Origin of the sequence: Desulfurobacterium thermolithotrophum DSM 11699, assembly GCF_000191045.1 — a bacterium.
GTDB classification, from domain to species: domain Bacteria; phylum Aquificota; class Aquificia; order Desulfurobacteriales; family Desulfurobacteriaceae; genus Desulfurobacterium; species Desulfurobacterium thermolithotrophum.
Genome location: NC_015185.1, coordinates 1 through 25,469 on the forward strand (window position 1 = coordinate 1; position 25,469 = coordinate 25,469).

At 35.5% G+C, this 25,469-nt stretch carries 27 protein-coding genes; 19 read left to right on the plus strand and 8 right to left on the minus strand.

All coding sequences use genetic code 11. The annotated features are described in order from the left end of the window. Nucleotides 1–39 precede the first annotated feature (39 nt). The 7 genes from DESTER_RS00005 to dxs all read left to right on the plus strand — a co-directional run bounded on the left by DESTER_RS00005 (nt 40) and on the right by dxs (nt 7,705). A complete protein-coding gene (locus tag DESTER_RS00005; protein WP_013637622.1) occupies nt 40–1,125 on the plus strand; it encodes a glycosyltransferase family 4 protein in 1,086 nt (361 codons plus the stop codon). Then, nucleotides 1,106–2,515, plus strand: a complete 1,410-nt coding sequence (gene dnaA / locus DESTER_RS00010; protein ID WP_013637623.1) for a chromosomal replication initiator protein DnaA — start codon at nt 1,106–1,108, stop codon at nt 2,513–2,515. Before DESTER_RS00005 ends, dnaA begins: the two co-directional genes overlap by 20 nt. A 220-nt stretch (nt 2,516–2,735) precedes the next feature. Then, nucleotides 2,736–3,833 (plus strand): DNA polymerase III subunit beta, encoded by a 1,098-nt coding sequence (gene dnaN, locus DESTER_RS00015; RefSeq protein ID WP_013637624.1) that lies wholly within the window; start codon nt 2,736–2,738, stop codon nt 3,831–3,833. Nucleotides 3,834–3,836: 3 nt separating this feature from the next. Beyond that, nucleotides 3,837–4,364, plus strand: coding sequence for a CDP-diacylglycerol--glycerol-3-phosphate 3-phosphatidyltransferase (gene pgsA / locus DESTER_RS00020; protein ID WP_013637625.1), 528 nt, complete (start codon nt 3,837–3,839; stop codon nt 4,362–4,364). Further along, nucleotides 4,357–4,947, plus strand: coding sequence for a glycerol-3-phosphate 1-O-acyltransferase PlsY (gene plsY / locus DESTER_RS00025; RefSeq protein WP_013637626.1), 591 nt, complete (start codon nt 4,357–4,359; stop codon nt 4,945–4,947). The genes pgsA and plsY overlap by 8 nt, the downstream gene beginning before the upstream one ends. Beyond that, nucleotides 4,947–5,831: a polyprenyl synthetase family protein gene (locus DESTER_RS00030; RefSeq protein ID WP_013637627.1), complete on the plus strand. Its 885-nt coding sequence runs from the start codon at nt 4,947–4,949 to the stop codon at nt 5,829–5,831. Before plsY ends, DESTER_RS00030 begins: the two co-directional genes overlap by 1 nt. Before the next feature lie 14 nt (nt 5,832–5,845). Next, entirely contained in the window at nt 5,846–7,705 is a 1,860-nt protein-coding gene (dxs, locus tag DESTER_RS00035; RefSeq protein WP_013637628.1) for a 1-deoxy-D-xylulose-5-phosphate synthase, read from the plus strand. Here dxs and pdxA read toward each other — a convergent pair. The 4 genes from pdxA to DESTER_RS00055 are packed head-to-tail and all read right to left on the minus strand — an operon-like array spanning nt 7,694 to nt 12,693. Beyond that, a complete protein-coding gene (gene pdxA, locus DESTER_RS08125; RefSeq protein ID WP_218914925.1) occupies nt 7,694–8,671 on the minus strand; it encodes a 4-hydroxythreonine-4-phosphate dehydrogenase PdxA in 978 nt (325 codons plus the stop codon). The genes dxs and pdxA overlap by 12 nt on opposite strands. Next, nucleotides 8,626–9,879, minus strand: coding sequence for a bifunctional 3,4-dihydroxy-2-butanone-4-phosphate synthase/GTP cyclohydrolase II (locus DESTER_RS00045; RefSeq protein ID WP_013637630.1), 1,254 nt, complete (start codon nt 9,877–9,879; stop codon nt 8,626–8,628). The genes pdxA and DESTER_RS00045 overlap by 46 nt, the downstream gene beginning before the upstream one ends. Before the next feature lies 1 nt (nt 9,880). Beyond that, a complete protein-coding gene (gene clpP, locus DESTER_RS00050) occupies nt 9,881–10,483 on the minus strand; it encodes an ATP-dependent Clp endopeptidase proteolytic subunit ClpP (RefSeq protein ID WP_013637631.1) in 603 nt (200 codons plus the stop codon). A gap of 59 nt (nt 10,484–10,542) precedes the next feature. After that, complete coding sequence (locus DESTER_RS00055; RefSeq protein WP_013637632.1) at nt 10,543–12,693, minus strand: RelA/SpoT family protein; 2,151 nt, start codon at nt 12,691–12,693, stop codon at nt 10,543–10,545. Between the two features lie 67 nt (nt 12,694–12,760). Between DESTER_RS00055 and murI the strand changes: the two genes are divergently transcribed. The 8 genes from murI (at nt 12,761) to DESTER_RS00090 (ending at nt 17,063) form a co-directional block, all read left to right on the plus strand. Beyond that, complete coding sequence (gene murI / locus DESTER_RS00060) at nt 12,761–13,552, plus strand: glutamate racemase (RefSeq protein ID WP_013637633.1); 792 nt, start codon at nt 12,761–12,763, stop codon at nt 13,550–13,552. Then, entirely contained in the window at nt 13,539–14,246 is a 708-nt protein-coding gene (gene rph / locus DESTER_RS00065) for a ribonuclease PH (protein ID WP_013637634.1), read from the plus strand. Before murI ends, rph begins: the two co-directional genes overlap by 14 nt. After that, a complete protein-coding gene (rdgB, locus tag DESTER_RS00070; protein ID WP_013637635.1) occupies nt 14,246–14,842 on the plus strand; it encodes an RdgB/HAM1 family non-canonical purine NTP pyrophosphatase in 597 nt (198 codons plus the stop codon). Before rph ends, rdgB begins: the two co-directional genes overlap by 1 nt. Further along, nucleotides 14,836–15,078 (plus strand): YggT family protein, encoded by a 243-nt coding sequence (locus DESTER_RS00075; RefSeq protein WP_013637636.1) that lies wholly within the window; start codon nt 14,836–14,838, stop codon nt 15,076–15,078. The genes rdgB and DESTER_RS00075 overlap by 7 nt, the downstream gene beginning before the upstream one ends. A gap of 2 nt (nt 15,079–15,080) precedes the next feature. Beyond that, entirely contained in the window at nt 15,081–15,584 is a 504-nt protein-coding gene (locus tag DESTER_RS08325) for a DivIVA domain-containing protein (protein WP_083801934.1), read from the plus strand. After that, nucleotides 15,541–15,762, plus strand: a complete 222-nt coding sequence (locus DESTER_RS00080; protein WP_244829532.1) for a DUF167 domain-containing protein — start codon at nt 15,541–15,543, stop codon at nt 15,760–15,762. The genes DESTER_RS08325 and DESTER_RS00080 overlap by 44 nt, the downstream gene beginning before the upstream one ends. Nucleotides 15,763–15,838: 76 nt before the next feature. After that, nucleotides 15,839–16,120 (plus strand): HU family DNA-binding protein, encoded by a 282-nt coding sequence (locus DESTER_RS00085; RefSeq protein WP_013637638.1) that lies wholly within the window; start codon nt 15,839–15,841, stop codon nt 16,118–16,120. 190 nt (nt 16,121–16,310) lie between these two features. After that, on the plus strand, nt 16,311–17,063 hold the full coding sequence (locus DESTER_RS00090) for a hypothetical protein (RefSeq protein WP_013637639.1): 753 nt from the start codon (nt 16,311–16,313) through the stop codon (nt 17,061–17,063). Nucleotides 17,064–17,110: 47 nt separating this feature from the next. On the opposite strand, the gene DESTER_RS00095 is transcribed toward DESTER_RS00090, so the two are convergent. Genes DESTER_RS00095 through thrC form a run of 3 tightly spaced genes read right to left on the minus strand, consistent with a single transcriptional unit; the run spans nt 17,111 to nt 20,751 of the window. Then, complete coding sequence (locus DESTER_RS00095; RefSeq protein ID WP_013637640.1) at nt 17,111–18,400, minus strand: adenylosuccinate synthase; 1,290 nt, start codon at nt 18,398–18,400, stop codon at nt 17,111–17,113. 18 nt (nt 18,401–18,418) lie between these two features. Beyond that, nucleotides 18,419–19,687, minus strand: coding sequence for an ATP phosphoribosyltransferase regulatory subunit (hisZ, locus tag DESTER_RS00100; protein ID WP_013637641.1), 1,269 nt, complete (start codon nt 19,685–19,687; stop codon nt 18,419–18,421). Nucleotides 19,688–19,689: 2 nt separating this feature from the next. Continuing rightward, entirely contained in the window at nt 19,690–20,751 is a 1,062-nt protein-coding gene (gene thrC / locus DESTER_RS00105) for a threonine synthase (RefSeq protein ID WP_013637642.1), read from the minus strand. 98 nt (nt 20,752–20,849) lie between these two features. Between thrC and dapA the strand changes: the two genes are divergently transcribed. The 4 genes from dapA (at nt 20,850) to hisA (ending at nt 24,537) form a co-directional block, all read left to right on the plus strand. Further along, nucleotides 20,850–21,722, plus strand: a complete 873-nt coding sequence (gene dapA / locus DESTER_RS00110; RefSeq protein ID WP_013637643.1) for a 4-hydroxy-tetrahydrodipicolinate synthase — start codon at nt 20,850–20,852, stop codon at nt 21,720–21,722. Beyond that, nucleotides 21,722–22,750 (plus strand): protoglobin domain-containing protein, encoded by a 1,029-nt coding sequence (locus DESTER_RS00115; RefSeq protein ID WP_013637644.1) that lies wholly within the window; start codon nt 21,722–21,724, stop codon nt 22,748–22,750. The genes dapA and DESTER_RS00115 overlap by 1 nt, the downstream gene beginning before the upstream one ends. 3 nt (nt 22,751–22,753) lie before the next feature. Continuing rightward, nucleotides 22,754–23,536 (plus strand): 4-hydroxy-tetrahydrodipicolinate reductase, encoded by a 783-nt coding sequence (dapB, locus tag DESTER_RS00120; RefSeq protein ID WP_013637645.1) that lies wholly within the window; start codon nt 22,754–22,756, stop codon nt 23,534–23,536. Nucleotides 23,537–23,814: 278 nt separating this feature from the next. Continuing rightward, a complete protein-coding gene (hisA, locus tag DESTER_RS00125; protein WP_013637646.1) occupies nt 23,815–24,537 on the plus strand; it encodes a 1-(5-phosphoribosyl)-5-[(5-phosphoribosylamino)methylideneamino]imidazole-4-carboxamide isomerase in 723 nt (240 codons plus the stop codon). Between the two features lie 41 nt (nt 24,538–24,578). Here hisA and rsmH read toward each other — a convergent pair whose 3' ends face one another. Further along, nucleotides 24,579–25,469, minus strand: coding sequence for a 16S rRNA (cytosine(1402)-N(4))-methyltransferase RsmH (gene rsmH / locus DESTER_RS00130; protein ID WP_013637647.1), 891 nt, complete (start codon nt 25,467–25,469; stop codon nt 24,579–24,581).

Genomic DNA, 25,469 nt, shown 5'->3' on the forward strand with positions numbered 1-25,469 from the left:
GCCTTAAAATTTAACCAAAATCAAATTAGGGAAATAGTTATGAAAATTCTACACGTTGATACTGAAAAAGGATGGAGAGGTGGAGAACAACAGCTTTTTTATTTAGTTAAAGGTTTAAAGGAAAAAGGAATAGAATCTGCTATTGCATGTAGAAAAGGAGACGAACTGGAAAAAAAGTGTAAAGAAAGCGGCTTTACAACCATTCCTCTTTCCGGAAGGCAGTTTGAGGATATCTTTAGAATCGGAATAGTAGGAAAAGAGTTTGACATAATCCACGCTCACGCAGCAAAAGCTCACACGATATCTGCTCTTTCAAAAAAATTTCACCAAAAACCTGTCATCTATACAAGAAGGGTTGATTACTTACCAAAGAAAAACAGAGTAACCGCTCTTAAATACAGATTGACAGACAAGGTAGTGGCAATTTCTAAGTATGTAAAAGAAGTCCTTGAAGAATCTATTAAAATTCCAACTGATAAATTAAGTGTTATTTACTCTGCTGTTGATACAGAAATTGAAAAAAACGTTGATTATGAAAAAGTAGAGAGAATAAAAAAAGAGTTAAAAGGAAAACCTCTCATAGGCACAGCAGCTGCTCTTACACAGCAAAAAAACATTCCAAACTTTATAGAAGCAGCAAAAATTCTTATCAAAAGATATCCAGAAGCTAAGTTTGTTGTAGCAGGAGAAGGAAAGCTAAGAAAAGAGCTCCAGTCGTTAATAGAAAGGTTAAATCTACAGGAAAACTTTAAACTCTTAGGTTTTAAAAAAGACATTCAAAACTACATAAAAGCATTTGACATATTCGTTCTTCCTTCAGATTTTGAAGGACTTGGAAGTTCTATTCTAATAGCAATGTTTCTGAAAGTACCGGTTGTTTCAACCGATGCCGGTGGTACCAAAGAAGTTGTAATTGATGGAAAAACAGGAATTCTTGTTCCAAAGAAAAATCCACAAGCTCTTGCAGAGGGAATCTTAAGACTTTTAGAAGATGAAAAGCTAAAAGAACAAGTCACTTCAAATGCCTACAGTATGGTTATGGATAAGTTTTCTGTTGATAAAATGGTAGATGCATATATTGCTCTTTATGGAGAGGTAATCAAAAGTGGAAAAAACTTGGGATAAATGCCTAAGAGAAATAAGAAAAGAAGTAAAACCCCAACTTTATAAAACTATGTTCAAAGACTTAAAAGTTGTATCTATTGACTCAGGAGTTTTAAAACTAAAAGCAAAAGATAGAATAGTAAAAGAGTATCTTGAGAAAAATTATCTAAACGTGATAAAAGAAGTCGTTTCAAAAGAATTTGGAAGACAATTAGATGTGGCAATCGTACTAGCAGAAGATATTCATAAACCTCTCCAGTTAGAACTTAACCTCTTTGAAGTTAAGAAAAGAAAAGAAAATTTAGAATCAAACCTTAATCCTAAGTACACTTTTGAAAATTTCGTAGTAGGAGCAAATAACCAATTTGCTCATGCTGCAGCAGTAGCAGTAGCAGAAAATCCTGGCAAAGCTTATAATCCTCTATTTATCTATGGTGGGGTAGGACTTGGGAAAACCCACCTTATGCAAGCAATTGGGAATTTTATAAAAAATGTCTCTCCTTCAAAAACAGTTGTTTACATAACCACTGAAAGCTTCATGAATGAACTGATTGATGCTCTAAAAAATGACAAAATGACTGAATTTAGAGAAAAATATAGAACAGTAGACGTTCTTTTAATAGACGATATACAGTTTATTAGTGGCAAAGATGGAACACAAATAGAGTTTTTCCACACCTTTAATGCTCTTTACGATGCAGGAAAACAGGTAGTCTTAACCAGTGATAGACCCCCTAAGGATATTCCAATGCTTACAGAAAGACTTAGAAGTCGTTTTGAATGGGGATTAATTGCAGATATACAACCGCCAGATTTTGAAACAAGAATTGCAATACTGAGAAGAAAAGCAGAAGCAGAAGGAATAGAAGTAGAAGACAGTATACTCAAGTTGATAGCAAACATTATAAAGTCAAACATTAGACAACTTGAGGGAGCTCTAACAAAACTTAAAGCAAAAGCAACCTTAGAAGGTAAACCTATAAACGAAGAACTTGTAAAAGAACTCTTCTCTGAAACCACCTTTACAAACTTAAAAAATACCTCTACAAAAAAATTACCAATAGAAAAAATAAAAAAAGTCGTGTGCGAAGAATTTAAAATTGAAATGAAACAAATGGAAGGAACTTCCAGAAAAAAGCAAATAGCTTTAGCTAGACAAATAGCAATGTATTTAGCAAGAAAGTTAGGAAACTTTTCTTACTCTAAAATAGCTTCTGCTTTTAATAGAGATGACCATACTACAGTTATTCATGCAGTCCATAAGATAGAAGAGATGAGAAAGAAAAATCCTAATCTAAACCAAATAATCATGGAGCTTGAAGTTCGTTTAGAAGAGTTCTCACAAGATGTTGATGAAGTTATCCACAGGAGTGTGGATAAGTATGTGGATAAGTATGTGGATAAGTCGTAAAGATGTGGATAACTATAAATGGTACCCCTGTTATCCACACTAATTTGAGTTATCCACAGAAGTTATCCACAAAAGTTATCCACAATTTTTGTGAGTTATCCACAACTTGTGAAAAAAGGTTGTTGAAACACAAAGGTTAAACAAACCATTGCACTTTTTTTGTGCACCTTACTACTACTATATATAATTACTTAGTATAAATACTTATAGGAGGATAGTAATGAAAATAAGGATTAGTAGTAATAATATTAAGAGTGCTGTGAAAAAAGTTTTTTCCGCTGCGGATAAAAGAGGTAATATTCCAATTCTTTCCAATATTCTTTTTGAAGCTGAAGACAATATTTTAAAGCTCACTGCAACAAATCTTGAAATTGGAGTTTCTACTTTTATTGATTGTGAAGTAACTGAATCTGGAAAAACTACAGTTAATGCTCAAAAATGTGCAAAACTCTTTTCAAGTCTCATTGGAGAAGAGTTTGAGGTTGAAACTGATGATAGTAAACTAATTGTTAAATCTGCAAATTCCCGTTTTTCCTTAGCAACTCTTCCTCCTGAAGAGTTTCCTGAAATTGAGTTTCCCGAATCGTTTGGAGTAAAGTTATCTTCTTCTGATATCGATAGAGCAATTAAGAAGGTTTCTTACGCCGTTAGTAAAGACGAAGCACGTTACATCCTTACCGGTGTTTATTTTCGCTCTTTTGGAGATAAAATACATGCAGTAGCTACTGATGGTCATAGATTAGCTCTTTTTGAAATGAAAGCGGAAGCAGAAGAGTTTTCTTCTATTATTCCAAGAAAAGCTCTTTCTGAACTTAAGAAACTTCTTAAAGAAAGTGATGAAATTGAGCTTCTTGGGAAAGAGAACAAGATTTTTTTCCGTATTGGAGATACTCTATTTTGGAGCTCTGTAATAGATGGAGAATATCCTGATTACATGGCTGTTATACCTGAGGATAATCCATTAGAATGCATAGCTATTAGAGAAGAACTTGTTAACGCTCTTAAAGAGGTTTCTGTTATTTACGATAAAGAAGAAATAAGAGCAGTTATACTTAACCTCACTCCTGGCAATTTAAGGTTAATAGCAAGGAAGATGGAACTCGACTCGGCATCCGAAGAAGCTGAAGTAAACATACCTGTTGAGTATAGCGGAGAAGAGTTTGAGATAGGTTTCAATATAAATCATCTTCTTGAAGCCGTTTCTTCCTTTGATGGAGATACTATTAAAATTTTAATGGATCAGCCTATTTCTCCAGTTTTAATTGTTTCAGAAGAAGAACCTGAGCTAAAAAATGTAATAATGCCTATGAAGGTGTAACTTATGGGAAAAGTTAAAACTATTCCCAACTTTTTAACCTTAATAAGAATTTTCCTTTTACCATTTGTAGTTTTTTCAATCATAAGTAAGCAGTTTTTTGTTGCTCTTGTCTTATTTGTACTTAGCGCTGTTACAGATTTTCTTGATGGTTACATTGCAAGAAAACAAAAGAGCATTACCAGTCTTGGAATGTTGCTTGATCCTGTAGCAGATAAACTTTTAACCTCATCAACTCTTATATCTCTTGCTTATGTTAAACTGTGTGATCCTTATTCTGTTATTGCAATAGTTGGAAGAGAGGAAGCAGTAACAGGAATGAGAGCAATAGCTGCCTCAAGGGGATTAGTAATTCCCGCATCTAAAGGGGGAAAGATAAAAACAACCTTGATAATGATTTCTATTATTCTTTTACTTTCTGGATTAAAGAATGTAGGAGAAGTTTTTCTTATAGTTTCGGCTGGAGTTGCTCTTTATACAGGTTTTGTTTATTTCATAAGATTTTTCGAAAGTTTCGGGGAGGAAGATGATTGACTCTATAGTTATTTTGTATAGCTTTTTAGCCTTTCTTTTTGGTTCTATTCCTTTTGGTTATGTTATTGGAAAGTTAAAGGGAGTTGATGTCAGACAACATGGAAGTGGAAATATCGGAGCCACAAATGTTTCAAGAGTTTTAGGGAAAAAGTATGGTGCTTTTGTTCTTTTCTTAGATGCTTTAAAAGGTTTTCTTCCTGTTTTTATTCTAAAGTTTTTAGGCTATCCTCTCGAGTACCAGGTTCTTGCAGGATTTTTTGCGATTTTAGGACACTGCTTTTCGCCTTTTCTCAAATTTAAAGGAGGAAAGGGAGTTGCTACAGGTTTAGGTGTTTTTCTCGTTATTTCTCCAAAGGTAACTTTTATTGTTCTTGGTATTTTCTTTTCAGTTTTTTTCTTAACTCGTTATGTTTCTTTAAGTTCGATAATTGCAGCACTTTCATATCCAATAATCTTTAGGTTCCTTGAAAAGCCTTCAGAATTTACGTCTCTTTTGGTATTCTTAACTGCGTTTGTTGTTGTAGGAAAACATTATCAAAACATCATAAGGTTGTTAAAAGGTGAAGAGAAGAGGTTTAAGTAATGGAACTTAAAGAATATCTAAAAGAAAGAAAAGCCATAATAGATAGAGAAATTCTTAAATATTTACCTTCTGTTCCACCTTTTGGAAAAAGACTTTACGAGGCTGTGAAGTATTCTTTAACTGTCGGTGGTAAGAGGTTAAGGCCTATTCTTTGTATGGCAGGGTGCGAGGTTGTCGGAGGAAATTACGAAGAAGCATTAACTCCAGCTTGTGCAATAGAGATGATACATACTTATTCTTTAATTCACGATGATTTACCAGCTATGGATAATGATACGCTTAGAAGAGGTCATCCTACTACTTGGTATAAGTTTGATGAAGCTACTGCTATCTTGGCAGGAGACGCTCTTTTAAATAGAGCTTTTGAAGTTCTGTCTCAGTGGAATTTTGATTGTGATAGAAAGATAAAGGTAATTGAGGAAATTTCAAAGGCTTCTGGAATGCTTGGAATGGTCTTAGGACAGCAGTGTGATATGGATGCTGAGGGACGTAAAGATGTAACGTTGGAAGAACTTCTTTTTATACATAGACATAAGACTGGAAGACTTATAACTGCTTCTGTTGTTTCAGGTGGAATTACTGGAGGAGGAAGTGAAGAAGAAATTGGAACTCTTAAAAAGTATGGAGATAGCATAGGTTTAGCATTTCAGATAATAGACGATGTTCTTGATGTTATTGGAGATCAAAATAAAATCGGAAAGAACGTTGGTTCAGACTTGGAAAAAGGGAAAGTTACGTTCGTTACTTTTTTTGGTGTTGATGGTGCGAAAAGAAAAGCAAGAGAAGAAATTGAAAAGGCTATTTCTGCATTAGAGTTATTTCCTGCTAAAAAGAATGAACTTCTTAAAAAATTAGCACACTTTATAGTTGAAAGAGAATATTAAAGGAGGTTTTCTGTTTGGTTTTAGAAAGAGTAAATTCTCCAGATGATGTGAAAAAGCTTTCGACAGAAGAGCTTAGGCAGTTGGCTCAAGACGTTAGAAAGTTCATTATAGATGTTGTAACAAAGACTGGTGGTCATCTTGCTTCTTCTCTTGGAGTAGTTGAGCTTACCCTTGCGTTGCTAAAAGTTTTTTCTCCCCCAAAGGATGAAATTATCTGGGATGTTGGACACCAATCCTATCCTTACAAAATCCTTACAGGAAGAAAAGAGAAGTTCTATACTCTTAGGCAGTATGGAGGCATTTCTGGTTTTCCTTCAATAAAGGAAAGTCCTTATGATGTTTTTGGAGTAGGACATAGTAGCACTTCCATTTCTGCTGCTCTTGGTATAAGAGTGGGAAAGAAGTTAAAAGGTGAAGAAGGGCATGTTATAGCAGTTATTGGAGATGGTGCTCTAACTGCTGGTGAAGCTTATGAAGGTTTAAATAATGCCGGTCAACTTGGAGAAGACTTAATTGTTATTCTCAATGACAATGAGATGTCTATATCAAAAAATATTGGGGCAATTTCAAATTACCTTACAAAGGTAACAACTGGAGAATTCTTAAGAAAAGCAAAACATCGTCTTGAAGAAGTAACAAAAAAAATATTTGGTGAAAAGGTTTATAAAGGTCTTAAAAGAGTTGAAGACTTAATAGTTAAGGGACTTTTTCCTCCAGGAATGCTTTTTGAAGAGTTAGGATTTAGATATGTGGGACCAATAGACGGTCATGATCTTGATACTTTAATTGTTACTCTTGAAAATGTTTCAAAAATGAGTGGTCCTACACTCGTTCATGTTATAACTAAGAAAGGAAAAGGATACGAACCAGCCGAAGAAAAACCTGAAAGATTCCACGGTATTTCTCCAAAAAAGACAAATTCTGACAGTAAACAACCAACATACACTGAGGTTTTTTCAAAAACACTAATAGAAATTGGAAAAAAGTATAAGGACATTGTTGCAATAACTGCTGCAATGCCTTCTGGAACTGGACTTGATAAGTTTAAAGAAGTATTTCCAGAAAGATATTATGATGTAGGTATAGCAGAACAACATGCTGTTACCTTTGCAGCAGGAATGGCTAAAAAAGGATTAAAACCTGTTGTTGCAATATATTCAACATTTTTGCAAAGAGCTTTTGATCAGATAGTTCACGATGTAGCTCTTCAGGAGCTTCCAGTAGTTTTTGCAATTGACAGAGCAGGGCTTGTAGGAGAAGATGGCGCTACACATCACGGAGCTTTTGACCTTTCATATCTCAGAATTATTCCAAATATGGTTGTTGCAGTTCCAAAAGATGAAGAAGAGCTAAGACATTTACTTTACACAGCAGTAAGATCTAATAAACCTTTTGCTGTTCGCTATCCAAGAGGTAGAGGTTACGGGGTTTTGTTAAGAGAACCTCTTTATGAAATCCCTATTGGGACGTGGGAAGTTTTAAGGAAAGGAAAAGACATGGCAATTCTTGCAAATGGTTGGACTGTTTATCAGGCTCTTGATGCTGCCAAAGAGCTAGAAAAGTTAGGAATTTCTGTAACTGTTGTAAATGCAAGATACGTTAAACCTCTTGATGAAGTTCTTCTAAGGGAATTAGCTAAGGAATATGAGTTGATTTTAACTGTTGAGGAAAACACAGTAAAGGGAGGTTTTGGTTCAACTGTTGATGAATTTTTAGCTCCTTGGTATCAAGGAAAACTTGTAAATATTGGTCTTCCAGATGAGTTTATTGAACATGGAGATCAAAATCTTCTAAGACGTTTAGCTGGAATAGATAAAGAAGGAATAAAGAAAAAGGTAATGGAGTTCTTAAAGAAAAGAGCATCAAGTTTGTAAGTCAAGGGCCATTTTAACAGCAGTTTTAAAACTTTCAGAATCTGCTATTCCCTTTCCAGCTATGTCGTAAGCTGTTCCATGGTCAACAGAAGTTCTTACTACTGGAAGTCCAAGAGTTACATTTACTGAATTTCCAAAACCTAAAAGTTTAATTGGAATTAGTCCCTGGTCGTGATACATACAGAGGACGACGTCAAATTCTCCTTTTAGAGCTCTTACAAAGACAGTGTCTGACGAGATAGCTCCATTTACATTTATTCCTTTTCTTTTTGCTTCTTTAACTGCCGGATTGATTATTTTTATCTCTTCATCTCCAAATAATCCATTTTCTCCAGCATGGGGGTTTAAAGCAGCAACAGCTATTTTGGGTGAGTTTAGAGATTTATGGATTAGTCTTAGTTTTGAGAGGATTTTTTCCTTTGAGATAAGCTTAGGTACATCTTTTAAAGCTACGTGAGTTGTAAGAAGGACCACTTTTAACTTTTCATTTGCCAACATCATTGCAAATTCAGAGGTTTTAAAAGCATAAGCCAAATATTCTGTATGTCCTGGAAAAGTAAATCCACCAAGTCTTGCAGATTCCTTATTTATTGGAAGAGTTACTATAGCATTTATTAAACCTTTTTTTGCGTCTTTTACAGCTCTTTCTAAAAATGCAATTTGAGCTTTTCCCGCCTCTTGAGAAACTTTTCCAACTTCAAATTTAATCTTGTCAATAACGTTGATAAGATGAGTTCCAGGTTCGTTAATAGGAGAGCTTACCTCTTTAATACTAAATGGAAGTCTTAGTAATTTAGAATAAAAGCTTAAAACTCCTTTTGAGCCATAGATAAAAATAGGAATGTTAAGAGAGCGAAGAAATGGAAGAGATTTTAAAAGTATTTCGCTTCCTATCCCTGCAGGATCTCCAAGTGTTATTCCTATTGCTCGTTGTATTTTTCGTCCTCCTTTTTTTCTAAGTTCAATAAATGTCCAAGTTTTTCCTTTTTTGTTTTTAAGTAGTTGATATTATATTCACAAATTCCAACTTCTATAGGAACTCTTTCTACAACTTCAAGTCCGTAACCTTCAAGCCCTATAAGTTTTTTAGGATTGTTTGTAAGAAGTTTCATTTTTTTTACGCCCAAGTCTCTTAGTATTTGAGCTCCAATTCCAAAGTCTCTCATATCCGGAGGAAAACCTAACTTTTTATTCGCTTCTACCGTGTCAAATCCATGATCTTGCAAGTGATAAGCTTTTATTTTGTTAACAAGTCCTATTCCTCTACCTTCCTGTCTTAAATAAACTATAACGCCTTTTCCTTCTTCTGAAATCATTTCCATAGCTTTGTGAAGCTGAGAGCGGCAGTCACACTTTAAAGAACCAAAAACATCTCCTGTAAGACATTCAGAATGTACTCTAACAAGGATAGGTTCATCTTCTCTAATTTCTCCCATTGTAAGAGCAACATGTTCTTTGTTGTCAACTAAGGAAGTGTACGCATATATCTTCCACATTCCATATGGAGTAGGTAAGTTTGCTTCGGCTTCTCTTCTTATCAAGCTTTCGCTTTTCATTCTGTATTCAATAAGATCAGCAATACTTATTATTTTCAGTCCGTGTTTTCTTGCATAGTCTATAAGCTTAGGAAGACGCATCATTGAGCCGTCTTCATCCATTATTTCGCAAATAACTCCAGCTGGATAAAGTCCTGCTAGTCTTGCTAGGTCAACTGCTGCTTCTGTGTGTCCTGACCTTTTTAAAACGCCTCCTTTTCTTGCTCTTAAGGGAAAGACATGCCCCGGCTTAATAAAATCTTCAGGCTTAGCTTCGGGGTCTATAGCTCTTTTTATCGTTATAGCTCTGTCATAGGCCGATATTCCTGTTGTTGTTCCAAATTTGGGGTGGGCATCTATAGAAATTCCGAAAGCAGTTTCTTTTGGGTCTGTTGGACGAGGAGTCATTGGTTCTATTTCAAGCTCATCACACCTTTCTTCCGTTAAAGCAAGACATATTAATCCTCTTCCATATTTTGCCATAAAGTTAATAGCTTCTGGGGTAACCTTTTCTGCAGCGATAACTAAATCTCCTTCATTTTCTCTATTGGGGTCGTCAACGACGACCACCATTTTTCCTTTTTTAATTTCCTCAATAGCTTCTTCTACTCTATCTAACGGGAATCTTCCCTTTACCAATTTACTCTCCTCTCCTTGTAAGAACTTTATCAATAAGTCCATACTTTTGAGCTTCTTCTGCACTCATGAAGTAATCTCTTTCTGTGTCTTTTTCAATTTTTCTAAGAGATTGACCTGTGTGCTTTGAAAGAATTTCGTTTAGCATTTTCTTTAATCTTAGAATTTCCTTAGCATGTATTTCTATATCAGTTGCCTGTCCTTGAAATCCTCCAAGAGGTTGATGGATCATTATTCTTGCATGAGGAAGAGCAAATCTTTTACCTTTTGCACCAGCAGCAAGGAGAACAGCTCCCATACTTGCTGCCTGCCCCAAACAGATTGTTACAACGTCAGGTTTGATGTACTGCATAGTATCGTAAATAGCTAATCCTGCAGTTACAACACCTCCGGGACTATTTATGTAGAGGTAGATATCCTTTTCAGGATCTTCTGCTTCTAAAAAGAGGAGTTGAGCAACTATAAGGTTTGCCACGTGGTCATCAATAGGAGTTCCTAACATAATAATTCTATCTTTTAGGAGTCTTGAATAGATATCGTAAGCTCTTTCTCCTCTTCCCGTTTGTTCAATTACTATCGGAACAAACTGGTTTAAAATCTCTTCCATGCTATATCCTCCAAACTTTTCTGAAGTTAAAAATAGTTATTGAAATTTTTATTTTCAATCTACATAACTTTTTGAACTTTTTCTCTATAGATTCTTTTAGCTGCAATAACTCCTTTAACCTGCTTTATAGTATGTATAACTTTTTGGAGCTCTTCTTTACTTTTGACCTGAACAATGAAGTCTAAGACAGCTCTACCAGAAAGACTTTTAGTTTGAACAGAGGTAATATTTATCTTCAGTTTAGCAATAGCTGAAGATACATTTGCAAGTAATCCCGGTCTATCTTCAGCAGTTACTCTTATCTTTGCATTGTAAACCCTATCAGAAGGTAAAAACTCAACCTTTACAAGCTTTCCTGGAGAACTCTCTTTTACCTGTTTTGCAACTATGCAGTTTGCGGTGTGTATAACTATACCTTTGCCTGAATTAACTACTCCAATTACTCTGTCTCCGGGTAATGGATGACAGCAGGTTCCTAGTGATACCATAACATTATCAATGCCATCTACTTTTATGCCACTGACTTTTCCTACTCTTTTCTTCTTTTTCTTTCTTTTTTCAGTTTCAATTGGAAGCTTTAGAAGTTTTTTAGCAAGTTTTTCAGCATCTAATTTTCCATAACCGACATCTGCAAGAGCAGAGTCAAGATTAGAATATCCAAAAGATTTAAGAATGTCTTCTATTTCTTCCTCTTTAATAGAATTAAGGCTTTTTTCAGAAAATTTTCTAACCATCTTATCTACAAGGCTTTCTCCTAATTTTCTTGCTCTTTCATTTTCTTCTTTTCGTATAAAGTTTTTAATGGCGTTTTTTGCCTTTGAGGTTTTCACGAAGTTTAGCCAGTCTCTACTTGGTCTTTCTTCGTTACTTGTTATGATTTCTACCTTGTCTCCACTTTGAAGAATGTGGTTTAGGGGAACCAATTTACCGTTTACTTTTGCTGCTTTGCATCTATGACCTATTGAAGTGTGAATTGCATAGGCAAAATCTACGGGAGTTGAACCAACAGGAAGCGTTTTTAAATCACCTTTTGGAGTGAAAACATAAATATCTTCGCTATATAAGTCGTTTCTTACTGTTTCAATAAACTCTTGAGGATTTTTTTCCTCTTTTACCCACTCAAGTAGATTTCTCAGCCAGATAAATCTTTCTTTTTCAGTTTCTGTGAGAGCTCCTCCACCTTCTTTATACTTCCAGTGGGCAGCAATTCCCATTTCTGCAACTTGATGCATTTCGTAAGTTCTTATTTGAAATTCAATAAACTGCCCTTTGGGTCCAACCACTGTTGTGTGTAAGGACTGATACATATTTGGTTTAGGAGTGGCGATGTAATCTTTTATCCTTCCTGGAACAGGTATCCAAATACTGTGTATAATTCCCAATATCTGATAACACGCTCCTACTGTATCTGTAATAACTCTTATTCCTGCAACGTCGTAAACTTCTTCAAAAGGAATTCCCTTTGTTACCATTTTTCTGTATATACCGTAAATGTGTTTAACTCTCCACTGAATATCACCTTTTAAACCATTTTCTTTTAGCTTCTCTCTAACTGTCTTGATTATTTCCTCAAGATAAGGAAGTATTTTTCTCTTTTTTTCTCTTACTTTTTTTTCTAATTCATTGTAAGTTTCTGGATCAAGATATTTTAATGAAAGGTCTTCCAGTTCATTCTTAATTCTATACATACCAAGTCTATTGGCTAAAGGTGCATAAATTGTGAGAGTTTCCTTTGCGTTTCTTTTTTGACTTTCAGGTTTCATACTTTCCATAGTCCTCATATTGTGGAGTCTATCTGCAAGTTTAACTATTAAAACTCTTATGTCTTCTGCAAGAGATATAAGAAGATTTCTAAAGCTTTCTGCATCTCTTTCTTCTTTACTTGAAAACTGATAACCTTCAAGCTTTGTTACTCCCTTTACAATGAAAGCAACTTCTTTTCCAAACTCTTTTTCAATTTCTTCTATTGTGGTGTCTGTATCTTCAACTACATCGTGTAAAAGTCCAGAAATGATTGTTGGAGTGTCCATTCTTAGTTCTGCTAGTATGTAAGCAACTTCTGCAGGATGAGAAAAAAACGGTTCTCCGGATTTTCTGAATTGTCCTTCGTGCCTTTCCTTGGCAAAGTTGTATGCTTTAATTATTAATTCTTCATCAAAAGAGTCTCTATATTCTTTTACTTTTTCTATAATTTCTTTACAGCTTCTCATTTATTTTCGTCCTGTGTTTAATTTTGCTTAACCATTTAAATTTAGAGCTTTCCTTTTAGGAGATGCAATGTCAGAAAGGCCAATTGGAATTTTTGATTCTGGAGTAGGTGGACTCACTGTTTTAAGAGCTCTCAGGAAAAAACTTCCATCCGAAGATCTAATTTACTTTGGAGATACGGCAAGAGTTCCTTATGGAACAAAATCTCCAAAAACGATAATAAGATACAGTATTGAAAACACAAAGCTTTTAAAACGCTTCAATGTTAAAATGGTTATTGTTGCTTGTAATACCTCTTCTTCTTATGCTCTTGAAATTTTAAAAAGTGAATTTTCAGATGTGCCAATTTTGGGAGTGATAAATCCAGGTGCAAGATTGGCTGTTTCCGCTACAAAATCAGGAAAAGTAGGGGTAATTGGAACAGAAGCTACAATTAAAAGTGGTGCGTATAGAAAGGCAATACATTTTATAAATCCTTCATGTCTTGTTTTTGAAAAGGTCTGTCCTCTTTTTGTTCCCCTCATAGAAGAAGGTTGGCTTAATGATCCTGTAACCTTAGAGGTCGCAAGACGCTACGTTTTGCCTCTTCTTGGAAAAGGAATAGATACTCTTGTTTTAGGATGTACTCACTATCCTTTAATTAAAGATATTTTGTTAAAAATATGTAAAAACGTAACCTTAATAGATTCTGCACAGGCAATAGCTGATGAAGTTGCAAAAGCTTTACCTTCAAAGAAAGAATCTGGAAAAGGAAATGTGAAGATACTTGTTAGCGATAAGACTGACCGTTTTGAAAAAATAGCTAAGATGATTATGGGAAACAAGATAGAAATAGAGGAGGTTTCTATTGATAAGGAATGATGGAAGGAAAATAGATGAACTAAGACCTGTAAAAATCACGGTAGACTACATAAAACATGCAGAGGGTTCATGTCTTATAGAATTTGGAGATACAAAAGTAATCTGTACTGCTTCTGTTGAGGAAAAAATACCTCCTTTTTTGAAAGGAACGGGACAAGGTTGGATAACTGCTGAGTATTCTATGCTTCCAAGAGCTACTGCCACAAGGACTATTAGAGAATCTGCTAAAGGAAGATTAACCGGAAGAACTCAAGAGATTCAAAGATTGATAGGTCGTTCTGTAAGAAGTACTGTTGATTTAACAGCTCTTGGAGAGATAACTGTGTGGATAGACTGTGATGTTATACAGGCAGATGGCGGAACAAGAACTGCTTCCATAACTGGAGCTTTTGTTGCACTTTATAGAGCTCTTGAGAAAATAGATAAGCTTGACGCAGTAAAAAACTTTGTGGCTGCTGTGAGTGTAGGAATAGTTGGAGGAGAGTATCTACTTGATTTAAATTATGAAGAAGATTCTATTGCCGAAGTTGATATGAATATTGTGATGAACGATGTTGGAGAATTTGTAGAACTTCAAGGAACAGCTGAAGGGAAGCCTTTTTCAAGAAAAGATCTTGAAAAACTCCTTTCTCTTGGAGAAAAGGGAATAACCAAGCTTATTTTAAAACAAAAGGAAATCTTGGGAGTTAAGTAATGGAAATAGTTTTTGCTTCAAAAAATAAAGGTAAGCTAAGAGAATTTCAGGAGAAACTTTCTCACTTTGGAATAAAAGTTATTTCAATAGATCAAGTAAAAAGGCTAAAAGAACCACCGGAGACAGGAAATACTTTTCTTGAAAATGCTTATCAAAAGGCAGTTTACTACGCCAAAGCTATTGGTAAACCTGTAATTTCGGAAGATTCGGGGCTTGAAGTTGAGGCCTTAGGAGGTCTTCCAGGAGTAAGATCTTCGCGATTTGCGGGAGAAAATGCTACAGACGATATGAATAATCAAAAGCTCATTGATGAATTAAAAAAGAGAGGGCTTTTTGAATCTCCAGCACGATACGTTTCCTTTATCGTTCTTGCCTTTCCTGAAGGAATGGGACTTTGGAGTGAAGGAGAAGTGAAAGGAAAAGTAATTACAGAACCAAGGGGTAATGGAGGTTTTGGTTACGATCCTCTCTTTGTTCCTGAAGATTACTTAAAAACTATGGCAGAACTATCTCTTGATGAGAAGAATAAGATTAGTCACAGAGGAAAGGCTATAGAAAAGTTAGTTAAGCTTATAAAGGAGATGAAAAATTGGTAAAAGAAATTGTTCATATCTTGATAGAGTTTACTATATGGTTCATTATCATTGGAACACTACTTACCTGGATTCCTCCCCGTAGTAGAAACACAACTGTATGGAAAGTAATAGATTTAACTGAAAAATTTCTAAGACCAATAAGAAGTTTTGTTCCTCCGATTGGAGGAATAGATATAAGTCCCATTGTTGCTATAATCGTTCTTCAGATAATAGATAGTATTATCAGGAGACTATAAAGATGAAAGAAGGGAAAAAGTTAAAGCCACAGGAGATAAGAACTAAAGAATTTAGTAAAAAACTTTTTGGATATGATCCAGACGAGGTAGAGGCTTTTTTGATAGAAGTTGCGAATGCGTATCAAGATCTTTTGAAGGAAATAGAATCTTTAAAAAGAAGTACTCCAGAGTATAAAACCGAAGAACTTGTAGAAAAAGCTCGAAAAAGAATAGAAGAAATTCTTCATAAGAAATTGGAAGAAAAGGAAGAACTGGAAAGACAGAAAAAAGAGTTAGAGATTGAAATAGAAAAACTTAAACTTGTTCAGAAACAAATTTTTGACAAGCTTAAACTTACTATTTTTGATATGACAAGAATAATTGAGGAGATAAGACCAAATGCTCCAAGTAAAGAAGAAAGGAGAGGCAATAGAGATAGAAGTGAAAGTTCAACCCAAAGCTTCTCGCAACAAGATAGAGAAAGTGGAGGAGGGGAGACTGAAGATAAAAGTAACAGTGCCTCCTGAAGGAGGAAAAGCTAATCAGAAGATTATAGAACTCCTTTCTAAAGCTTTAAAAGTTCCTAAAAGGGACATAGACATTGTAAAAGGAGAAACTTCTCGTATAAAAGTTGTAAGAATAGAAGGTGTTACCTTGGCAAATTTGCAAGAAAAACTTGGAGTAAAAGTGGTAAAAATCTCTTGACAACTAATAGCTAAAATAGTATTTTCTTTCTAAAGTATTGGTAGGCTTAACTTTAAACCCACTAGGAGGGAGCGGCATGACAAAGAGCGATCTTGTAGCAGCAATTGCAGAAAAAGCAGGCATCAGAAAGAAAGATGCCGAAGCAGCTCTTAACGGATTTATCGATGTAGTTACAGAAGCTCTTGCAAAAGGAGAGAAAGTAGAAATCAGGGGCTTTGGTACTTTCCTCATGAAGGAAAGAGCTCCAAGAGTTGCAAGAAACCCAAGAACAGGAGAGAAGGTAGAAGTTCCTGCTAAGCTCTCACCTGCTTTTAAGCCAGGAAAAGACCTCAAAGAGGCAACAGAAAAAGTAAAGTAAAATAAGAGAAAGGGGGTACTTCCCCCTTTTCCTATCATTTCTGATACTTTCTTTTTCTTCTAATAATTTTCTTCCAATAGAAAAAAATTGGTGTTTGTTGCTTAGGAATATTTTTTTGTTGACATAATTTGTTAATACGAATATAATTTAATTGACTTTTATGAATACTTATTTAAAATAGGAGGTAGTAATGAGAAAGATAATTTTTCCTTTGCTTGCTTTAACTCTTTTGGGATCTTCTGCTTATGGAGTTGAAACAGAAATAACAGTGAGAGCAAAAGCGCATGATGCTAAATTTATAGGTAGTGCTATTGGTGGCATTAAAGTAATTGTGAAGGATGCCTATTCTGGAAAGGTTTTGGATGAAGGTTTTATTGAAGGAGGTACCGGAAATACGAAAAAACTAATGAAGGAATGTTTAAAAAGAGGTGAAGAACTCTCAGATGAAAAAACTGCTAAGTTTGTTGCCAAAGTAGATATTGATAGACCTAAAAAAGTTGAGATAGACCTTATAGGTCCTCTCTCGGCTGGTTTAGGTGCATTAAAACTTTCTAAAGAGCTCTGGGTCATTCCTGGTCATGACATTAAGGGCGATGGAGTTGTTTTTGAATTTTACGGTCTTGTTGTTTATCCAGTAAGTCCAGCTCCCCATCAATTTTTTAAAGTAGGAGAAAAAGTTAAAGTTAAAGCAAGAATAGACATGATGTGTGGTTGTCCGATAAAGAAAAATGGTATCTGGAATGCTGACGACTTTAAAGTTAGAGCAATAATTGAAAAAGATGGAAAATTCTATAAGGAAATTCCTCTTTACTTCACAGGAAAAACAAGTACTTTTGAGGGAGAATTTATTCCAGCTGAAAAGGGTAGTTACAGAATTACAATTTTTGCTACAGATAGAAGAAATAATACAGGTGTAGGTATAACATCGTTGGCTGTTATGTAGTTTTTTTCCCCCTTATTCCTTTTTGGAAATAAGGGGGTTTTAAAGTCTTACCAAATTTCATGACGAGGAATGGTTTCGTCTCTTTGAGGTCCTGTTGATACTACTGGAATTTCAACTTCAAGGTAGTCTTCGATGAACTTTAAAAAGTTTTGAGTTTCTTTCGGTAAATCTTCAAATCTTTTAATGTGAGTAGTTTTACTTTTCCAGCCTGGGAGAGTTTCGTATACAGGTTTAACTTCTGATAGTTCTTTTGCTGTTGATGGGAAGTAGTCAATTATTTCACCGTTTAGTTCATAACCAATACACACCTTTATTTCGTCAAAGGCATCAAGAACATCAAGTTTTGTAATTATTAGACCGTCAAGGTCATTTACCATCTTTGAAAACTTTAACGCAAAAAGGTCAAGCCAACCGCATCTTCTTGGTCTTCCTGTTGTAGAACCGTACTCGTGTCCTCTTGCTCTTAAGAGTTCTCCAACGTTATTTTTAAGTTCAGTTGGGAATGGTCCTCCACCAACTCTTGTAGTATAAGCCTTTGCAATTCCATAAATCTTTTCAATTTTCTTAGGACTTATTCCTGTACCGGTAGTAACACCAAGAGCAGATGAGTTAGAAGATGTTACATATGGGTAAGTTCCGACATCTATATCAAGAAGTGTTGCCTGAGCTCCTTCAAAGAGAACTTTCTTTCCTGTATCTATTGCTTGGTTAAGAAGAGAAACTGTATCAGCGACAAACGGATTTATTTTTTCGTAAACTCTCATCGTATGAGAATAAACTTCGTCAAAGTCAAAACTTACATCATAGTTATAAACGTGTTTTAGAATAAGTTCCTTTTCTCTTATGTTCCACTTTAGTTTTTCTTTAAAAGTTTCTTCATCTCTTAAATCTGCAATTCTTATTCCAATTCTTCCAGCTTTATCCCTATATGCAGGACCAATACCTTTTAAAGTTGTTCCAATAGAACCATTACCTTTTAGTTTTTCAGAAGCTGCATCAAGCTCTTTGTGATATGGAAGGATTAGATGAGCTCTTTCGCTGACAAAAATTCTTTCTTCAACAGACATTCCTATTTTCTTTATAAATTCTATTTCATTTAAAAGTCCTTCAAGATCTATAACCATTCCATTTCCGAGAATGCACTTTTTTTCATCGTGAAGAATTCCGGATGGAAGAAGGTGAAGAATATACTTTGTTCCATCAATTACTACAGTATGACCTGCATTGTTTCCTCCTTGAAATCTCACAATGTAATCTGCTTTTTCGGATAAAATATCCACGATTTTTCCTTTTCCTTCGTCTCCCCATTGGGTTCCAACAATTGCAATTGTAGACATTAAGCTGCCTCCTATTAATTAAATTTTTTCGAGAGCTGCTGCTTTTACTATCTCTTCAGCTTTTGGTACATATGCATATTGATACGTTTTTTTATTAGAGAGAAATAGTGTACATTTATGCTCATCGTTTTCTCTGTTTAGAACTATTACGTTTTTAAATCCTTTCTTGAAAGCTATTTCTAACGAACTTTTAAGATCCCTTTTAACTATATCCCTTGCTACTTTATAGCCGAGTTTTCTTAAAGCTTTTGCAAGTTCATAAGCTCTATGAAGTTCTTTTTCTAAATCTATTATGTAAAAGTCGCCTGAGTCTTCAACTTTAAGAAGTCCTTTTTTTTCAAGGAGCTCTTGAAGTGCATCAACGTTAAGAGCTACTCCCGTTGCTGGAAGATTTCTACCAAACTTTTTCATAAGTCCATCGTATCTTCCACCACTTCCAAGAGAAAATCCATACAGAGGATGAAATACTTCAAAGGTAATTCCTTTGTGATATTCCATTCCTCTTTTTTCTGAAAGATCAAAAATAACTTTTTTCTCAAAACCATAACTTTTGAGAATTGCAAACATTTCCTTTAGTCTTTTAAGAGCAGCTCTAGACTTACTGTTTTCAAAAAGCTGATAAGCACTATCTAAAACCTCTTCTCTGCCGTAAAGCTCAAGGAGTTTTTCAATCTTTATTCTTGTATCTTTACTTATCTTTCTCTCTTCTAAGAAAATCTCAATTCCTGATAAATCTTTGTGACTAAGGAGCTTTAAAAACTCTTCTCTATCTGGGATCTTAAGTTCTTCAAGAGCTCCTTCTAAAAATTCGGAATTTCCGATATCTATTTGGAAAGAAGAAAGTCCCAACTTTTCAAGTATGTTAACAACAACAGACACTACCTCTGCATCAGCTTCAACTTCCGAAACACCTATTACTTCAAATCCGAACTGAAAAATTTCTCTATCTTTTCCAGCATCTCTAAAGATTTTTCCCTTATAGAAGAAGCGAAAAGGAGGGTCGTCGTCTTTAAAAGAAGAAGCCACTATTTTTGCTACTTGAGGAGTAAAGTCTGGCCTTATAGCCATTAGTTTTCCGGTAAACCTGTCAACGAGTTTAAACGAAAATTCCTCCAAATTTTCGTCAACTATTTTAAAAGTTGAAAGGTATTCAATCGTAGGAGGAGACAGAAGTCTATATCCCCACAATGAAAGAACTTCTTCCATTATTTTTAGGATTCTTTCCCTCTTTTCTGCTTCTTCTGGAAGAAATGTTTTAAATCCTTTTGGTATTTCTGTCGGTCTCATCCTTAAAATCCTAAGTGTTTTACTATTTCGTTTTTATCAGCTGGAAGTGTAACTGGTTTTACTCCCATAGATATTGCTGTATCTGGGTCTTTGAGTCCATGTCCGGTAAGTGTACAGACAATTACATCTCCTTTTTCAAACATATCTTTTTCTCTTACCGATTTTATAACTCCTGCGATTGAAGCAGCAGATGCTGGTTCGCAGAATATTCCTTCTGTTCTTGCAACGAGCCTGTAAGCTTCAAGTATTTCCTCGTCTGTGACCATATCTATAAATCCTTTAGATTCTTTGGCTGCGTTTACTGCTCCTTCCCAGCTTGCAGGATTTCCAATTCTAATTGCTGTTGCAATTGTTTCGGGATTTTTTACTGGATGACCTAAGACTATGGGAGCAGCTCCAGCAGCTTGCCATCCACACATCTTTGGTTTAGAGTCAATTTTTCCAACCTCAAAGTATTCTTTGTACCCCATCCAGTAAGCTGTGATGTTTCCAGCGTTTCCAACAGGGATAAAGTGGTAATCTGGAGCTCTTCCAAGCTGCTCGCAGATTTCAAATGCAGCCGTTTTCTGTCCCTGAAGTCTGTACGGATTTATTGAGTTAACAATTGTAATAGGGTATTCAGCTCCAATCTTCCTAACTATTTCAAGGGCCTCGTCAAAGTTTCCTTTTATCTGAACAACCTCGGCACCATACATTACAGCCTGAGAGAGTTTGCCAAGTGCAATTTTCCCTTCAGGAATAAGAACAACTGCTTTGAGTCCAGCTTTTGCAGCATAAGCTGCAGCAGATGCTGAGGTGTTCCCGGTAGAGGCACATATGACAGCCTTTGCTCCTTCTTCAACAGCCTTTGAGACGGCCATTGTCATTCCTCTATCCTTAAAAGAGCCCGTAGGGTTGAGACCTTCAAACTTAAGATAAAGTTTTATTCCAGGTTTTATCTCTTTTGCTAAGTTGTTAGCCTCTATTAAAGGGGTATTTCCTTCAAGTAGTGTTACTACTGGTGTCTTATCTGTAACTGGTAGAAACTCCCTAAATTCTTCTATTACTCCTTTCCATCTTTTCATTTAAAACCTCCAAAAAAACGCTATAGAAATTAAGTTAAAATAACACAAAGAATTATATTTATTTTAAGTTTATTTGACCAAATTAATTTGGAGGTAGCATGTTTGAAGGTATATACGCTGCTATTCCAACGCCGTTTAAAAATGGAAAAGTAGATGAAGGAGCTCTTATAAGACATATTGAGTTTCTCATAGAAAACGGCGTTGATGGAATAGTTCCATGTGGAACGACAGGCGAAAGTGCAACTCTTTCTTACAAAGAACATGAAGAAGTAATAGCTTTAGCAGTTGAACGGTGTAAAGGAAAAATAAAAGTAATTGCTGGAACAGGTTCAAACTCTACGGAAGAAGCTATAGAACTTACAAAGTTTGCTGAAAAAGTAGGAGCAGATGGAGCTCTCCTTATAACTCCTTACTACAACAAGCCAAATCAGGAAGGACTTTACCTCCACTTCAAAGCTGTTGCTGAAGCTGTGAGTATTCCAATTGTTCTTTACAATGTTCCAGGAAGAACCGGTGTTAACATGCTTCCTGGAACAGTTGCAAGACTTTCTGAAATTGACAACATAGTTGCAATTAAGGAAGCAACGGGAAATCCAAATGTAGCTACAGAAATTATTGAACTGTGTGGCAATAAAATGACCGTTATTTCTGGAGATGACCTTACGTTTCTTCCGTTGCTTTCTGTTGGGGCAAAAGGAATTATTTCAGTAACTGCTAACATTGTTCCTGCTAAGATGGTTAAGATGTACAAAAGTTTTGTTGAGGGAGATATTGAAAAAGCTATGAAGCTTCATTTCGAACTTTATCCATTGTCAAAAGTTTTATTCGTAGATACTAATCCTATTCCTGTAAAAACTGCTCTTAACTTTATGGGAAGAATGGAAAAAGAGTTTAGACTACCTCTATGTCCAACAACTTGTGAAAATGAAGAAAAAATAAAGGCTGTATTAACCAAATTGGGAGTTCTATAATGGCATTTACCGTAAACTACAGGGATCTTGAGAAGCTCTTTCATTACTTTGAGATAAGGGAAAAAGATGCGAAAAATATGCAGTTCCTTGGGAAGATTCTTCTACCCTACGAAGAGGAGTTCGCAGAGGCTTTCTACAACAACCTGATGAAATTTGAGGATATAAAAGAATATCTTCCAGAAAGCAAATTAGAGAAGCTTAAAAAGACTATAAGAATTTGGTACAGAAAACTTTTTTCTGGGAAATACGATTCTGAATATCTCCTTTATCTTCTTCGAGTTGCAAAAGCTCATGTCGAGGAAGGAATTCCTCCCCACTATATCATTGTAGCAATGAATTTCGTTGGTAGATTTTGTACCAGGAGAGTTGCAAAATATTTTTCAGAAAGGGCACATCAGTTCTTTAATAAGAAGTATGAAGATGAGAAAAATGAAATTTGTGATTCTTCACAAAGGGAAATCATAAAAGATTTCATTCTTGATGAAGTATTTGAAAGAATGGAAGATCTAAATAGATCTTTAAGAAAATTTCTAGCGCTTAATGAAGATGTTCTTGTCTCTTACTATGTAGATTCTGAACTAAGAACGTTTATAAATGCAAGTAAAATAGAAAGATTTATCATTTCTTTTAGTAAAAAATTTGCAATATTTATGGATATTGCAATACTTTTGGGGCTTATGTTTCTTGCTATCTTTGTTATTGGTCTTTTCGGCATGGATATATCCCACATATTCCATGGAGATCTTGCTCACGGACTCATTGCTGCGCTTGGTGATTTACTGATTCTTTGGACAGTTCTTGAACTCCTCAATAGTGAAATTAAGTTCATGCTTGGTGGGGAGCTCGCAGTTAGTGCATTTGTTAGTGTTGCTCTTGCAGCAACCATCAGGGAAGCCTTGGTTGTTTCACTTGAGCACGATAAACCGATAGAGTTTAAGCTGGGGATAGGAGCTTTAATTCTTATTCTTGGTATTGTTTTTGGAATCGTTAAGTGGTTTGAGCTGAAAAAACAAAGAAGAAGAGGTTAAGAGATGGTAAAAGTAGCTGTAGCTGGTGCTAAAGGAAGGATGGGAAATTTGATAGCAGACTTGGTTCTTCAAGATAGAGATTTAAAGCTTGTAGGAGTTACAGAAAGACCAGATTCAGATGTTATTGGTGGAGAGTTTTCTGAGGGCGTTAATTTCTATGCTTCGCTAAGGGATATTCCAGAGAAGCCTGATGTTGTAATTGATTTTACGGTTCCAGAGGCTACTTTGAGACTTTTAGACGAAGCAAAAGAAATCGGAGCTGCTCTTGTTATAGGGACTACAGGTTTTACAGATGAAGAGAAAAGGAAAATAGAAGGAACTGCAAAATCTGTTCCTGTTGTTTTCTCTCCTAACATGAGTCTTGGTGTAAACCTTCTTTTTAAATTGGTTGCTGAAGTAACAAAAGCCTTAAAGGATAAAGGTTACGATATAGAGATATTCGAAATTCACCACAGGTTCAAAAAAGATGCTCCTTCTGGAACTGCAATGAGGCTTGCTGAGATAATTGCTGAGAATCTTGGGAAGGATTTAGATGAGATAGGGGTCTATGGCAGAAGGGGAATTGTTGGAGAGAGAAAGCCGGATGAGCTTGGGGTCTTAGCTGCAAGAATGGGAGATGTTGTTGGAGACCACACAGTGTTTTTTGCAACACTTGGGGAGAGATTGGAACTTACCCATAGAGCTACAAGCCGTGAGACATTTGCAAGAGGTGCAGTAGTTGCTGCAAAGTGGGTAGCTGGAAGAGAAGCAGGGCTCTATACGATGTTTGATGTTTTGGGGATTTGATGAAAGAGGCACTGAAGGAAGAAATTGGTGTTTGGAAAGAGAATTTAAGAGAAAAATTTCAAAGTTGTTAAAGCTATTAAGAGAGGTTGAAAATGGTTGAAATTCTTTTTGTCTTATTCTTGATGTCGATAATCCTTGGACTGTTTCTTTATATGCTTAAAACGAGCCCTACTAAATGAAAGAGGAAAAGAGGAAAGTTTAGCTCTAAAACCGAAAAGAACCTTAGGTATTGTCTAATGTTAGTTGAAAGTTGTACAATCTTTAGGGGGTCAAACCAGATGTTCGAAGTCATTCCAGCAGTTGATATAAAAGGTGGAAAGTGTGTAAGGCTCTATCAGGGAAAAGCTGAAGAGGAGAAGGTCTATTTTGAAAATCCTGTTGAAGTTGCAAAGAGGTGGGAAGCAGAAGGAGCTAAAAGGATTCATGTTGTTGACCTTGACGGAGCTTTTGAGGGAATTCCAAAAAACATTGCCATAGTTGAAGAGATTGTGAAAAGTGTTTGTGTTCCAGTTCAGTTTGGCGGTGGTGTCAGGACTATTGAAGCAGTTGATAGACTATTTGAGATTGGGGTTGACAGAGTAATAGTTGGAACGGTTGCAGTGGAGAAGCCAGAACTCTTTGAGAAAATGGTTAAAAAATATCCAGGAAAGATCGTTCTTGGTATAGATGCAAAAGGTGGAATGGTTACGACAAGAGGCTGGGTTGAAGTAACTGAAATACCTGCTGTAGAACTTGCCAAAAAATACGATGAAATGGATATATGGGGCTTTGTTTATACAGATATTTCAAGAGATGGAACTTTAACAAGTCCAAACTTTGAAGAGGTAGAGAAATTCTCAAATAATGTTAAAAAGCCTGTAATAGCCTCTGGTGGAGTTTCTAAGGTAGAAGATATCCTCAAACTCTCAAAGATTGAAAACGTTGCTGGAACAATAGTAGGTAAAGCTCTTTATGAAGGAAAAGTTTCTTTAAGAAAATGCCTTGAAAAGTTAAAAGTTTAATTTGCTCAGGACTTTGCAGTCCTGAGTTTTCTTTTTTTCTTCTATTCACAAACTCTTTCTATCGCTCTTAATTTTGCACTTCTTGATGCTGGATTTTTCTTTATTTCTTCTTCTGTTGGTTCAACTGGTTTTTTTGTTATTACTTTAAATCCTTCAAGGTTTCTAAAAATATTTTTTACAAGCCTATCTTCTAAGGAATGGAATGTTATAACGACTATCCTACCGCTACAGGCAACATGGTTTGCAGCTTCTGGAATTCCTTCTTCTATTTCCTGAAATTCTCTGTTAACAAAAATCCTTATGGCTTGAAATGTCTTGATTGCTGGATGTTTTTTTCTTCCTGCCCAAAGTTTTTTTGGAATTACCTCCTCAACGATTTTTGCAAGTTCTAAGGTTGTCTCAATCGGTTTGATTTTTCTCCTTCTAACAATTTCACGGGCGATTTTTCTGGCAAACTTTTCTTCTCCGTACTTGAATATGATGTCGGCAAGCTCTTTTTCTGAAAGCTTATTAACTACATCTCTTGCAGTTAACTTCTGTCTTCTGTCCATTCTCATATCAAGAGGCTGCTCTTCCCAAACTGTAAAACCTCTGTTTCCCCTTAGGTGAAAGTGGGAAACTCCAAGGTCAAACAAAACTCCATTTACTTCTTTTATTCCTTCAGCTTCTAAGACTTCTCCAATTTGGGAAAAGTTTGCGTGATAGATTGAAATCCTGTCTCCAAACCTTTCAAGCCTTTTCATTGCTCTTTCTATTGCTTCTTCGTCTCTGTCTATTGCAATAACTCTGTTTTCGGGATTTGCTTCAAGGATCGCTTCTGTATGGCCTCCTCCTCCCAATGTTGCATCAACGAATATCCTCGCGTCCTTTGCCTTAAGAAGTTCTATTGACTCCTTTAATAAAACAGGTGGGTGGTAAATCTCTTTTTCCAT